General features: G+C 72.3%; 9 protein-coding genes. 3 read left to right on the forward strand and 6 right to left on the reverse strand.

What is annotated here, in order from left to right:
- Nucleotides 1-114 precede the first annotated feature (114 nt).
- From ACFPQ9_RS05120 to ACFPQ9_RS05140, 5 genes are all read right to left on the reverse strand, one after another.
- Complete coding sequence (locus ACFPQ9_RS05120; protein ID WP_380847158.1) at nt 115-1,704, reverse strand: PucR family transcriptional regulator; 1,590 nt, start codon at nt 1,702-1,704, stop codon at nt 115-117.
- Between the two features lie 38 nt (nt 1,705-1,742).
- A complete protein-coding gene (locus tag ACFPQ9_RS05125; RefSeq protein ID WP_380847160.1) occupies nt 1,743-3,026 on the reverse strand; it encodes an aspartate aminotransferase family protein in 1,284 nt (427 codons plus the stop codon).
- Complete coding sequence (locus ACFPQ9_RS05130) at nt 3,023-3,865, reverse strand: nitrilase-related carbon-nitrogen hydrolase (RefSeq protein ID WP_380847163.1); 843 nt, start codon at nt 3,863-3,865, stop codon at nt 3,023-3,025. The genes ACFPQ9_RS05125 and ACFPQ9_RS05130 overlap by 4 nt, the downstream gene beginning before the upstream one ends.
- A gap of 191 nt (nt 3,866-4,056) precedes the next feature.
- Nucleotides 4,057-6,234 carry a hypothetical protein gene (locus ACFPQ9_RS05135; RefSeq protein WP_380847166.1) on the reverse strand — a complete coding sequence of 726 codons (2,178 nt, stop codon included), beginning with the start codon at nt 6,232-6,234 and terminating at the stop codon, nt 4,057-4,059.
- Between the two features lie 133 nt (nt 6,235-6,367).
- Nucleotides 6,368-6,628: a helix-turn-helix domain-containing protein gene (locus ACFPQ9_RS05140; RefSeq protein WP_380847169.1), complete on the reverse strand. Its 261-nt coding sequence runs from the start codon at nt 6,626-6,628 to the stop codon at nt 6,368-6,370.
- Between the two features lie 75 nt (nt 6,629-6,703).
- Between ACFPQ9_RS05140 and map the strand changes: the two genes are divergently transcribed.
- Nucleotides 6,704-7,471: a type I methionyl aminopeptidase gene (gene map, locus ACFPQ9_RS05145; RefSeq protein WP_380847172.1), complete on the forward strand. Its 768-nt coding sequence runs from the start codon at nt 6,704-6,706 to the stop codon at nt 7,469-7,471.
- A gap of 179 nt (nt 7,472-7,650) precedes the next feature.
- Nucleotides 7,651-10,206, forward strand: coding sequence for an ATP-dependent Clp protease ATP-binding subunit (locus ACFPQ9_RS05150; protein ID WP_380847175.1), 2,556 nt, complete (start codon nt 7,651-7,653; stop codon nt 10,204-10,206).
- A gap of 4 nt (nt 10,207-10,210) precedes the next feature.
- Here ACFPQ9_RS05150 and ggt read toward each other — a convergent pair whose 3' ends face one another.
- On the reverse strand, nt 10,211-12,010 hold the full coding sequence (gene ggt, locus ACFPQ9_RS05155) for a gamma-glutamyltransferase (protein ID WP_380847178.1): 1,800 nt from the start codon (nt 12,008-12,010) through the stop codon (nt 10,211-10,213).
- Nucleotides 12,011-12,129: 119 nt separating this feature from the next.
- Here ggt and ACFPQ9_RS05160 point away from each other — a divergent pair, with 119 nt between their 5' ends.
- Nucleotides 12,130-12,888 carry a hypothetical protein gene (locus ACFPQ9_RS05160; RefSeq protein WP_380847181.1) on the forward strand — a complete coding sequence of 253 codons (759 nt, stop codon included), beginning with the start codon at nt 12,130-12,132 and terminating at the stop codon, nt 12,886-12,888.
- Nucleotides 12,889-12,968: the final 80 nt, after the last annotated feature.

Here is a 12,968-nt window from a genome sequence, read left to right on the forward strand (position 1 = left end):
CCGAAGCAGCGGTTTGAGTTGCACGGTGTCACGTCTGCGGGCGCGCGGCGTGTCACGGTGTCACCTTCTCTTGATCCCATGTTTCACCGCCGTTTTCCCAGGTCGTGGCAGGTTTCAGCGCTGTTGCGCGTCGTGCGCGAGGAGTGCGATGTGCACGGACGCGGCCTGTTCGAAGTCGTCGAGGTCGACGCCGAGCCGCGTCTGTATCGCCTCAAGGCGGCGGTAGAGCGCGGGCCGCGAGACATGGTGGAGCTGGGCGGTGCGGGACTTGTTGCGGCCGGTCGCGAGATACGTCCGCAGCACGGACAGCATGTCGTCGTCGGCCACACACAGCAGTCCGTCCAACTCCCGCTCCGCGAAGGACTGCACATGCGGATCGTCACGCAACAGTCGGACCAGGCCGCGCAGATGGACGTCCCTGAGCCGGACGACGGCCGGAAGGTCCCGGGCGGCGGAGGAGTCGGCGGCGTCGGCGACGTGCTGGGCCTCGCGCAGCCCGGTGGGCACCTCGTCCCAGGCGATCCGGGGGTCGGCGGCGGCCACCACGGTCCGGGCGGCCTCCGAGTGCACCCGGGCCGCGAAGTTCGCCGTCAGCACCGAGGCGTCCTGGTCCCGGGCAAGGCTCAGCAGCACCGCCACGGCCCCGTCGGCCAGTTCGGCGACGAGCCCGGACAGCCCCACCATCCGCAGGACACGGTCGAGTTGGCCGGCTTCGACGTCCCGCACGACCAGCGGGACGAACGTCCGCCGGTTGACGGGCAGCCCGGCCGCCCGCGCCCGCGGCAGCAGCTGCCGCGCGGGGACGACCCCGCTGACGAGGTCGGTCAGCAGGCTCTGTGCGGACTGCTCCTCCCAGGTGTGCGCGGAGTTCCCGCCGAGCATGCGGTGCAGGACGAGGGCTTCGGCGGCGCGGTCGGCGAGAAGACGTCCGGTGGCGGTGTCGCCGCGGTGCCCGCACAGCATGATCTGCCCCCAGCGCTCCCCGCGTCCGCCGAGTTCGGCGCGGATCCAGCCGTCGCCCTCGCTGCCTCCCCCAGTGCCTGAACGGCCTGGGTGGTGCCCCCATGCCTGCCGGGCGATGCGCTCCCAGTCCCGCAGTACGTCGTCCACGGCGGACCGCTCCCCCGCCGTGGCGAGGACGCGATGGGCGAGGTTGGTGACGACGACGGGGCAGGCGCTGTGCGAGGCGACCTCGTCGAGCAGGCTCTGCAACGGGGCGCCGGCGGTGATGAGCGCGGTGAGCGCGGTCCGTACGGACTCCGAGAGGCTGACGGCGGCGAACTTGCGCCGCACGAGCCGGCACTGGACCTCTTCGGTCAGCTCGGCGAAGGGGAACGGCCGGTGCAGCACCACCATGGGCAGCCCGCACCGCTCGGCCGCCCGGCGCATCACCTCCGGCGGGGCGGGGAACGCCCGGCCGAGGCCGAGCACGACGGCCGATGCCTCGGCCCGGTGCAGGGAGCGGATGTACTCGGCCTGCTTGTCCTCGTCCCCGGCGAGCAGCACACCGGTGGTGAGCACCATCTCGCCGCCGGTGAGCATCACCCCGACGTCCGGGGCCTCGGCGACATGCACCCAGCGCACCGGCCGGTCGAGCTGACCGGCGCCGGCCACCACCTCGGGCTCCCCGGCCAGCACCCGCTCCAGGGTGAGGACCTGCCGGACGGAGAGTGCGGGTTCCAGGGGCTCCGGGGTGGTGGTCATGGCGGTGTTCCCTTACTGATGCGCTCGGGTGGGTCCTGCTAGAGGCTTCTCAGAGCGCCCTCCAGGATCGCGGCGCCCTCCTCTGCCTCCGCGACGGTGAGGGACAGGGGCGGGGCGATCCGCAGGGACGTGGTGTTGTGGCCGCCGCCCTTGCCGATGAGCAGTCCGCCCTCGCGGGCCGCCTCCAGCACGGCGGACGCGGCGCCGGGATCGGCCTCGTCGGTGCCGGGCCGGGTGAGCTCGATGCCCAGCATCAGGCCGCGGCCGCGCACTTCCCGCACGTGCGGCACCTGGGCGGCGACGGCCCGCAGCCGCTCCAGGAGCAGCCCGCCGACCCGCCGGGCGTTGCCCTGGAGGTCGTGCTCCAGCAGGTAGGAGAGGTTGGCGAGGCCGGCCGCCATGGTGATCTGGGTGCCGCCGAAGGTCGAGATGCTGTTGGAGTCGAGGCAGTTCATGATCTCGGCGCGGGCGACGACCCCGCCGATGGACATGCCGTTGCCGATGCCCTTGGCGAAGGTGAGCATGTCCGGCGGGCCGGAGCGGGCGTGTGCCTGCCAGCCCCAGAAGTGCTCGCCGGTGCGGCCCCAGCCGGTCTGCACCTCGTCGGCGATCCACAGGATGCCGCGCTCGGCGAGCACTTCGCGGAAGGCGGCGTAGAGCCCGTCGGGGCCCGAGGTGAAGCCGCCGACGCCCTGGACGGGTTCGGCGATGAGGGCGGCGGGTGGGCGGGTGTGCCCGAGGAGGTCCCGCAGATCCTCGACGCAGGCGGCGATGAACTCGTCGTCGGAGAGGTGGGCGTAGGGACCCCGCGTCCGCACCCCGCCGTGGACGTACAGCGTCTGCAGCGGCGACAGCGAGGTCGGTGACCAGCCGCGGTTGCCGGTGATGCCTACGGCGCTGAAGGAGCGGCCGTGGTAGCTGTTGCGCATCGCGAGGATCGAGTTGCTCTGCTTGTAGGTCGTCGCGAGCAGCAGCGCGGTGTCGTTGGCCTCGGTGCCGGAGGTGGTGAAGAAGACACGGGCGTCCGGGATGCCGCTCAAGTGGGCGATGCGTTCGGCGAGTTCGACCATGGGCCGGTTGAGGTACAGGGTCGAGGAGTGGACGATCCGCCCGGCCTGCTCGCTCACCGCCTTGGTGACCTCGGGCAGTGCGTGCGCGGTCATCGTGGTGAGGATGCCGCCGAAGAAGTCGAGGTAGCGGTTGCCCTCGGCGTCCCAGACGTGGCGGCCCTCGCCGTGGGTGATCTCCAGCGGCTCCTCGTAGTACAGGGCGAGCCAGTCCGGCATGACGGCACGGTGGCGTCCCAGCAGGTCCTTGGTCACGGCTGCACCAGCCCTTCGTAGGCGTCGGGGCGGCGGTCGCGGTAGAACGCCCACTGCTGCCGCACCTCGTCGATCAGGTCGAAGTCGAGGTCGCGCACGACGAGCTCCTCGCTCTTGTCGCTGGCGATCTCCCCGACAACCTGCCCACGCGGATCGACGAAATAGCTCGTCCCGTAGAAGTCGTTGTCGCCGTACGGCTCTTGCCCCACCCGGTTGATCGCGGCGACGAAGTACTCGTTGGCGACGGCCGCGGCGGGCTGCTCCAGCTGCCACAGGTAGGCCGAGAGGCCACGCGAGGTGGCGGACGGGTTGTAGACCAACTGGGCGCCGTTGAGGCCGAGTTGGCGCCAGCCCTCCGGGAAGTGGCGGTCGTAGCAGATGTAGACGCCGACCTTGCCGACGGATGTCTCGAAGACGGGCCAGCCGACGTTTCCTGGCTTGAAGTAGTACTTCTCCCAGAAGCCCTTGACCTGCGGGATGTGGTGCTTGCGGTACTTGCCGAGGAAGGTGCCGTCGGAGTCGATGACGGCGGCGGTGTTGTAGTAGAAGCCGGACTGCTCGACCTCGAAGACGGGCACGACGATCACCATGCCCGTCTCGCGGGCCAGCTCCTGCATACGGCGCGTGGTGGGCCCGTCGGGGACCGGCTCGGCCCAGCTGTAGTGCTCGGGGTCCTGGACCTGACAGAAGTACGGGGCGTTGAAGACTTCCTGGAAGCCGATAATCTTCGCGCCCTGCCGGGCCGCCTCGCGGGCGTGCTCCTCGTGTTTCGCCACCATGGACTCGGTGTCGCCGGTCCAGGTGGCCTGGACCAGAGCGGCGCGTACGACGTTGGCCATGAGCTGCTCCTTCGACGGGACGTCAGAGCCTCTACGCCCGTAGAGGGGGGCCGTAGAGGCTCGAAAGTAAGCCCCTGGGACAGCCTTGCCAAGACCATCGTCGTTAACCCGCTGAGTCGATCAGGTTTCACCCTCCTGTGGGTGATGGATGGGGCCGGTGGGAGGGGTGTGCCCGGTGGTGCGGGCTCCGGTCAGGCGGTGAAGCCCGCGACCCGCAGGGCGTGGACGAGGTCCCACTGACGTTCCTCGGAGACACCTTGGGCGGCTTCCAGCAGGAGCGGTACGAGCGCGCCCGGGTCCGTCTCGACGCTGCGGGCGGCCTCCTCCGGGGTGCGCACGCGGACGTAGGCGTCGAGGAGCGCGCGGACCTCGCGGCGGCGTCCGGCTCCGGCCAGGCCCAGCACGGCCTGCCCGATCTCGGGCGCGGGCCGCAGCACGCCCTGCCGCAGGATCTGCTCGCCGTCCTCGGTACGGCCCGCGGCGGTCAGCGTGTCGGCGGCGGCCACGAGCCGCTCGGCCGGCAGCGAGGCGGCCTCCCACAGCAGGGTCGCCCAGTCCGCCCCGAGCCCGGCGCGCTGCATCTCGGCGGCGAGCAGCGGGAGGCGTACGGCGGGCCAGTGCGCGGCCTCGACGAGCAGCACATGCGCCTCGCCGCTGCGCCCCTCACCGCGCAGCCGCAGCAGCGCCCGGACGATCCCGGCGACCTCCCGCCGGTCCACCGGTCCTGCCCCCTGCTCCTGCGGCTCCACCGGTGTCCCGGCCACGTCCTCGGCGGCGGCCCCGGCGAACCGGGCCCCGCGCGGGGTGCGGCGGGCGGTGACGGCGGGCTGAGCGGGCAGTGTGGGCAGGACGGGTTCGGCGGTCGGCGGTACGACGACGGGGGCGTCCTCCTCCTCGACCATCCCAGCGAAACGGGCCCCGCCCCGGCGACGTTTGCGCTGCTTGGGGACGGGAGGGGTGTCGCTGGCCTGCGCGGCAGGAGCTGTGCTGGTGTCGCCGGACGCGGGAGCCGGGGCTGCGCCGGTAAAGCCGGTCGGCGCGGCGCCGGACGCCGGAGCCGGGGCCGCGCCCGCAACGCCGGCCGGTCCGAAGGGACCACCGCCCGCCGCCGGAGCTGCGCCCCTAAACCCGGACGGCACGGCGCCGGACGCCGGAGCCGGGGCTACGCCCGCAACGCCGGTCTGCGCGAAGGGACCCCCCGCCGCCGGGGCCTCGTCCGCATAGCCGGACGGCGCGGCGCCGGATGCCGGAACCGGGGCCGCGCCCGCAAGGCCGGTCTGCGCGAAAGGAGCACCAGCCGCCGGGGCCTCGTCCGCATAGCCGGACGCGGGAGCCGGAGCTGCGCCCGTAACGCCGGTCGGCCCGAAGGGAGCACCGGCCGCCGCCGGAGCTGTGCCCGTAACGCCGGTCGGCGCGGGGGCGTCCCGTGTGGCGGGCCGACGGGGCACTCCGGCGACGTCTTCTCCGGTGTATGGAGCCACGGGCCGTTCCTGACCGGGGCCGGGCCCTTCGGCCGCCCCGGCACGCGCGTGCCACTCCCCCGCGTCGCCGGCGGAAGCGCCGCTCGAGAGCCCTTCGTCACCTGGCCGGCCGGCCCGGAAACGGTGCCCGTCGAACCCGCCGCCTCCGACATGGCCCTCGCCGAACCCACCATCCCCAGGGTCCTCGCGACCGAACCCGTGACTCCCAAGGTCCTCGCGACCGAACCCGTGACTCCCAAGGTCCTCGCGACCGAACCCGTCGCCGCCGAGGTCCTCGCGACCGAACCCCCCGGCCCCCGCCCTGCCGCTGCCTCCGTCCACCCGGAAGACGGGCCCCTCCCTTCGGTCCCGCCCCGTCGGCAGCCCCCGCCCGGCCGCGCTCCGCCGTTCCAAGTCGGCCATCCGGAAGCGGAGTTCGGCGCAGCGCGCGCTCGCGCGTTCGTGGTCGTCGCGGGCCCAGGCGAGGTCGAGGCGGATGGCGTCGGCCTGCTCACGGCTGGTGGCGGAGGCCAGCAACCGGCCCAGTTCCGCCTCCCGTTCGGCGGCGTAGCGCTGTTCGCGGAGCATGACGTCGAGGCGGTCCCCGAGGGCGTCGCGCCCGCCGGGACGGGCGTCGTACACGGCGAGTGCGGCGGTGTGCAGGGCGCGGGCGCGCTCCGTCTCGGGGCCGGCGCCGCCGGGGCCGTACTGGGCGGCGAGGTCGTGCAGCAGGGACTCCACCACGTCCCAGGGCGGCACCTCGCGGCCGTCGAGGCAGGCCCGCATGCCCTCCGGGTCACGTTGCCAGAACACCCCGCACCAGCCGCCGCCCTGGTCGAGGCGCGCCGTGAGGCCGTCCAGGTAGTTAACGAACTCCCGTACCCGAGCCGGGAGTTGATCCACTGACATTGCCCAACTCCCGCCAGACCGGAGCACTCCGGTCCGTTAGGCAACACCAGCAGTGTTACGGGCGTGCTACGGGGAGTTTTCCGACTGAACGCAGAGTACGCCGGTCCTGTCGGAACGTGACGTGCACACCCGCTCAGGCCGCGGCCTCGACCACAGGCGCGCACTGTCCGATCAGTTCGTCCATCGACAGCCCGAGGGCCGCGGCCAGTGCGGCCACCGTGAAGAAGGCCGGTGTCGGCGCCCGGCCGGTCTCGATCTTGCGCAGCGTCTCGGCGGAGATTCCGGCGTTCGCCGCGACCTCCGTCATGCTGCGGCCGCCGCGGGCCTCGCGGAGCAGCAGCCCGAGCCGCTCGCCGCGTTCACGCTCTTCGGGGGTGAGAGGGGTGCGCACCATGGCGCCCATTCTAATACCGCCCCCGGCGGCCACCCGATCACCGGCCCCTATTCAAATACCGGTATAGTAATTGGCATGGTGGAACTGAAGACGGACCAGTCGATCGACGAGATGTACGTGACCGGACAGGTCGTGGGCCAGGCCCTGACGGCCGTGCGGAAGGCCGCTGACGTGGGAGTTTCCCTGCTGGAGCTGGACGAGGTGGCACGTGAGGTGCTGCGTGCGGCGGGGGCGACCTCGCCCTTCCTCGGCTACCGTCCCTCCTTCGCCCCTACCCCCTTCCCCGCCGTCATCTGTGCCTCGGTGAACGACGCGATCGTGCACGGCATCCCGACCGGCTACCGCCTGCGCGACGGCGATCTGGTCTCCATCGACTGCGGCGCCGAACTGGGCGGCTGGGCGGGCGACTCGGCGATCAGCTTCACGGTGGGCCGGGCCCGCCCGCAAGACGTACGGCTGATCGAGACGGCGGAGCGGGCGCTGGCGGCGGGCATCGAGGCGGCCGTGGTCGGCAACCGCATCGGCGACATCGCCCACGCCGTCGGCTCGGTGTGCCGGTCGGCCGGGTACGGCGTCCCGGACGGGTTCGGCGGTCACGGCATCGGCCGCAAGATGCACGAGGACCCGGGCGTGCCGAACGAGGGCCGCCCGGGCCGGGGCATGCCGCTGCGGCACGGCATGGTGCTGGCCATCGAGCCGATGCTCATCGCGAGCGGCCGGGACGGCTACCACGCGGCCCCGGACGGCTGGACCCTGTGCACCAACGACGGCTCCCGCGCGGCCCACGCGGAGCACACGGTGGCCATCACGGACGCGGGACCGCGAATCCTGACGGCGCGCTGAGCCCGCTCGCGGGCCTCCTCGCCGCCTGCGTTCCCTGAAGGTGCCCCCGGCCATCGTTCGTGCGAAGGTGTTCTACGAACGCGGCCAGGTGTAACCGGCTTCCGCCCGGGTTACCCGACTCCGGCACGTCGATCAGCGAGGGCGACCCTGCCCGCGCAGGGACGCCGGATGGGAACGCCATGACCAGCGGCTTCAATGGTGGTCCGGAGGGCTACGACCCCTTCGGAGAGTTCCTCGCCCGCTTCTTCGGCGGACCGCGCCCCGGCCCCCGCCAGATCGACATCGGCCGGCTGCTCAGTCAGCCGGCCCGGGAGCTGGTGCGCGGCGCCGCGCAGTACGCCGCCGAGCACGGCAGCCGGGACCTGGACACCCAGCATCTGCTGCGCGCCGCGCTGTCCGCCGAACCGACCCGGAGCCTGCTCAGCCGGGCGGGCGCCGATCCCGACTCGCTGGCGACGGAGATCGACGAGCGCTCGGGCCCCAGCCAGCACCCGCCGGGCGAGGGCCCGCCGCCGACCTCGCTGTCCCTGACCCCCGCCGCGAAGCGCGCCCTCCTGGACGCGCACGACCTGGCCCGGGCGCGCGGAGCCGGTTACATCGGCCCGGAGCATGTGCTCAGCGCCCTCGCCGCGAACCCCGACTCGGCGGCGGGTCACATCCTGAACGCGGCCCGGTTCGCCCCCTCCGGCATGCCGCCCGAGGCACCGGACGCGACGCAGCCGCGCCCCGGTGTCGACCAGCGGCCACGCGTCGACACCGGTACGCCCACCCTCGACAAGTACGGCCGCGACCTCACCGACCTCGCCCGCCAGGGCCGTATCGACCCGGTGATCGGCCGGGACGAGGAGATCGAGCAGACCGTCGAGGTGCTCTCCCGGCGCGGCAAGAACAACCCGGTGCTGATCGGCGACGCGGGCGTGGGCAAGACGGCGATCGTGGAGGGCCTGGCGCAGCGGATCGCCGACGGCGACGTGCCCGATGTGCTCAGTGGCCGCCGGGTGATCGCGCTGGACCTGACGGGAGTGGTCGCGGGCACCCGCTTCCGGGGTGACTTCGAGGAGCGGCTCACCAACATCGTGGACGAGATCCGCGCGAACTCCGACCGACTGATCGTCTTCATCGACGAGTTGCACACCGTCGTGGGCGCCGGAGGCGGCGGCGAGGGCGGGTCCATGGACGCCGGGAACATCCTCAAGCCGGCGCTGGCCCGTGGCGAACTGCATGTCGTCGGCGCGACCACGCTGGAGGAGTACCGGCGGATCGAGAAGGACGCGGCGCTCTCCCGGCGCTTCCAGCCGATCCTGGTCCCCGAGCCGACCCCCGCCGACGCCATCGAGATCCTGCGCGGTCTGCGCGACCGCTACGAGGCCCACCACCAGGTCCGCTACAGCGACGAGGCGCTCGTCGCGGCCGTAGAACTCTCCGACCGGTATCTCACCGATCGTCGGCTGCCCGACAAGGCCATCGACCTGATCGACCAGGCGGGCGCCCGGGTACGGCTGCGCTCGCGGACCAAGGGCACGGACGTACGGGCCATGGAGCGCGAGGTCGAGCAGCTGACCAGGGACAAGGACCAGGCCGTCGCCGACGAGAGCTATGAGCAGGCGACCCAACTGCGCGACCGTATCGTCGAGTTGAAGAAGCGCATCGCGGACGTCTCCGGCGACGAGGAGGTCGACGAGGGCATCGACCTGGAGGTCACCGCCGAGGCCATCGCGGAGGTCGTGTCCCGGCAGACCGGCATCCCGGTGAGCAGCCTCACCGAGGAGGAGAAGGACCGGCTGCTGGGCCTGGAGGACCATCTGCACGAGCGGGTCGTCGGACAGGACGAGGCGGTGCGCGTCGTCTCCGACGCGGTGCTGCGCTCACGGGCCGGACTGGCGAGCCCCGACCGGCCGATCGGCAGTTTCCTCTTCCTCGGCCCGACCGGCGTCGGCAAGACCGAACTGGCGCGGGCGCTGGCCGAGTCGCTGTTCGGCAGCGAGGAGCGCATGGTCCGCCTGGACATGAGCGAGTACCAGGAACGGCACACTGTGAGCCGGCTGATCGGCGCCCCTCCCGGCTACGTCGGCCACGAGGAGGCCGGCCAGCTCACCGAGGTGGTGCGGCGGCACCCGTACTCGCTGCTGCTGCTCGACGAGATCGAGAAGGCCCACCCGGACGTCTTCAACATCCTGCTCCAGGTGCTGGACGACGGCCGGCTGACCGACTCCCAGGGCCGCACGGTGGACTTCACCAACGCGGTCATCGTGATGACCAGCAACCTCGGCTCGGAGGCGATCGGCCGGGGCGGCGCCGGGATCGGGTTCGGCTCGGGCGACGAGGCGGCCGACGAGGAGGCGCGCAACGAGCGGATCCTGCGGCCGCTGCGCCAGCAGTTCCGGCCCGAGTTCCTCAACCGCATCGACGAGATCGTCGTCTTCCGCCGGCTGACCCCCGAGCAGCTGCAGCGGATCACCAACCTGCTGCTGGACAAGACCCGCCGGCTGCTGCACGCCCAGGGCGTCGCGGTCGAGTTCACGGGGGCGGCCGTCGACTGGCTCTCCGAGCGCGGCTACCAGCCGGAGTACGGCGCCCGGCCGCTGCGCCGCACCATCCAGAAGGAGGTCGACAACCAGCTGTCGCGGCTGCTCCTGGACGGCCGGATCGGCGAGGGCGGCCGGGTCACGGTGGATGTGGCGGACGGGCAGCTGGCCTTCCGCACGGAAGACCTGCCGCCCGCCCCCGAGCTCTGAGGCGCTACGGCGCCGGCCGCACCACCATCGCCGAGCCACCGCCCCGCCGTACCTTCTCGGCGGCGGCGAGCCACTTGCCGTCCGGCAGCCGCTGCACGCCGGTGGTCGCGCCGATCTCCGGGTTGAGCCGGAAGCCGTGCCCGATGGCCTCCAGCCGGCCCCTGAGCGGGCTGTCGTACAGGCCGGGTTCGAGTTCGGTCGTCGCCTGGTTGCGCTGGCTTGCGCGCGGCGCGGCGATCGCGTCCACGAGCGGCAGACCCCGGTCGAGGAACCCGGTCAGGGTCTGCAGCACGGTGGTGATGATGGTGGCTCCGCCGGGTGAACCGAGCGCCACGACAGGCTTGTTGTGCCGGTCGAGGACGATCGTCGGCGACATGGACGAGCGCGGTCGCTTGCCCGGACCGGGCAGGTTCGGGTCGTGGACGGCCGGACTGGCCGGGGTGAAGGAGAAGTCCGTCAGCTCGTTGTTGAGCAGGAAGCCCCGGCCCGGGACGGTGATGCCGCTGCCGCCGGTCTGCTCGATGGTGAGGGTGTACGAGACGACGTTGCCCCACTTGTCGGCCACGGTGAGATGGGTAGTGCTGTCGCCCTCGTAGGTGGTGGGGGCGGCGGTGCCGCGCGCGTCGCAGGCGGCCGGGTCACGCGGGTCGCCCGGTGCCACCGGGCTCGTCAGCACGGCGTCGTCCTTGATCAGGCACGCCCGCGAGTCGGCGTAGCGCTGCGACAGCAGTTCCTTGGTCGGTACGTCCTCGAAGGCGGGGTCGCCGACCCAGCGCCCGCGGTCGGCGAAGGAGATGCGGCTTGCCTCGATGTAGCGGTGCAGGTATTGGACCTCGCTCGCCTTCGACAGGTCCGTGTTCTCCAGGATGTTGAGGGCCTCGCCGACGGTCGTGCCGCCGGAGGAGGAGGGCGCCATGGAGTAGACGCCGAGACCGCGGTAGGTGGTCTTGGTGGGCGCCTGCGACTTGACCCGGTAGGCGGCCAGGTCCTTCGCGGTCAGGTCGCCGCGGCGGGCGTTCCAGCCGGAGGCCGGGTCCACGGGCGGGTCGTCGACCGTGTCGACGATGTCCTCGGCGATGTCGCCCCGGTAGAGCGCGCCGACGCCCTTGCGCGCCAGCTCCGCGTAGGTGCGGGCGAGGTCGGGGTTCTTGAAGGTGGATCCGACGACGGGCAGCGCGCCGTTCGGCAGGAACAGCTTCGCGGTGTCCGGGAAGTAGCGGAAGCGGGTCTCGTTGGCGGCGGTCTGCGAGCGGAAGGTCTCGTCCACGGTGAAGCCGTCGCGGGCAAGGCGCTCGGCGGGCTTCAGCACCGACCCGAGGCTCTTGCTCCCCCACTGGTCGAGCGCCTTCTGCCAGGTGGCGGGCGTGCCGGGGGTGCCGACGCTGAGGCCGCTGCTGACGGCCTCGGCGAACGGGATCGCGGTGCCGTTCTCCGTGAACAGGCCCGAGTCGGCGCTCAGCGGCGCGGTCTCCCGGCCGTCGATGGTGCGCACGGTACGGGATCGGGCGTCGTAGTAGACGAAGTAGCCGCCCCCGCCGACGCCGGCGGAGTAGGGCTCGGTGACGCCGAGCGCGGCGGCCGTGGCGACGGCTGCGTCGACGGCGTTGCCGCCCTTGCGCAGGACCTCGATGCCGGCCGCGGAGGCGTCCGCGTCGACGCTGGAGACGGCGCCGCCGTAGCCGACGGCCACGGGGACCTTGCCGGTTTGCGGACTCCCGGCGCCCGGTGGCGCGGCCGCGCCCACCGACACCACGGCGACCGAGATCGCCAGGACCGACAGTTTCCGCGCGACAGGGTGACGCATGCGCACCTCCAGTCAGGGACCGTTCGCGCAGCCTATGCGATCGACATGCCCGCGTCAGCCAGCCCTCGGCCGGCTTTCCTCGAACGTGGGTTTGCGTTCGCCCGCTACCATGCGCGCCCATGAATGACGACGTACGCAACATCGTCCTGGGTGTGGTCGCGGCCGGTATCAGTGCCGCGTTCGGCTGGCTCGCCCGCACCTATCTGTGGAAGCGCAAGCTGCGCCGCAAGCAGGCCTTCTTCGGGCTGCCCGACAACGCCGAGTCCTTGCTGGTGGTCAACCGCGGGGCCGGCGGGCCCGAGCTGTCGGTGATGCGTTATGACGTGTTCGCGCTTCTCGAACTGGCCGCCCTGATCAAGGACTGCAACGCCCACGCCCAGATCATCCCGCACGACGCGGCCCGCCAGGGCTTCGGCGAGCGCACCGAGTTCTGCGTGGGCGGCCCGGCGTCGAACCGGCGCATGGCGGCGCATCTGGCCTCGCTCCTGCCGGGTGTGCAGGTGAATGTGGACTCCGAACCCGGCCCGGACCGGGGGGCGTTCCAGATCGGCTCCGAGCGCTACCGGGTGGAGGTCGGCAAGGAGGAGTACGCGCTCCTGGCCCGGCTCACCGTCGGTGAGAGTCAGGGCCCGCGGCCCGTCTTCCTGTTCTGCGGCCAGACCGCCATCACCAACCAGGCGGCCACGCGCTATCTCGCCCGCAACCACGAGCGGTTGACGCGCAAGCACGGCACCGGCTCCTTCGCCCTGCTGCTGAAGGTGGTCAACTCGCAGGCGTACGGCCCGGACGTGGTGGAGCTGGTCGCCGATGTCACACGAGCCGCGCAGACCCCCTTGCCGACACCCGCGGCTCCCCGCAATAGCCACCGTGCCTCCTGAGGTCCGCCACATTCCATATATCGTTACTGGCACGTAACTTACCGACGGGTTACTTGCGGTAAGGGGCCACGGTTACCGTC

Origin of the sequence: Streptomyces coerulescens (assembly GCF_042657965.1) — a bacterium.
In the GTDB taxonomy this organism is placed as follows: Bacteria; Actinomycetota; Actinomycetes; order Streptomycetales; family Streptomycetaceae; genus Streptomyces; species Streptomyces coerulescens.

Excerpts from the sequence above, each read along its gene's own strand:
- ACFPQ9_RS05150 (WP_380847175.1), top strand. The coding sequence starts at position 7,651 with ATGACCAGCGGCTTCAATGGTGGTCCGGAGGGCTACGACCCCTTCGGA.
- ggt (WP_380847178.1), bottom strand. The coding sequence starts at position 12,010 with ATGCGTCACCCTGTCGCGCGGAAACTGTCGGTCCTGGCGATCTCGGTC.
- ACFPQ9_RS05160 (WP_380847181.1), top strand. The coding sequence starts at position 12,130 with ATGAATGACGACGTACGCAACATCGTCCTGGGTGTGGTCGCGGCCGGT.
- ACFPQ9_RS05140 (WP_380847169.1), bottom strand. The coding sequence starts at position 6,628 with ATGGTGCGCACCCCTCTCACCCCCGAAGAGCGTGAACGCGGCGAGCGG.
- map (WP_380847172.1), top strand. The coding sequence starts at position 6,704 with ATGGTGGAACTGAAGACGGACCAGTCGATCGACGAGATGTACGTGACC.
- ACFPQ9_RS05130 (WP_380847163.1), bottom strand. The coding sequence starts at position 3,865 with ATGGCCAACGTCGTACGCGCCGCTCTGGTCCAGGCCACCTGGACCGGC.
- ACFPQ9_RS05120 (WP_380847158.1), bottom strand. The coding sequence starts at position 1,704 with ATGACCACCACCCCGGAGCCCCTGGAACCCGCACTCTCCGTCCGGCAG.
- ACFPQ9_RS05135 (WP_380847166.1), bottom strand. The coding sequence starts at position 6,234 with ATGTCAGTGGATCAACTCCCGGCTCGGGTACGGGAGTTCGTTAACTAC.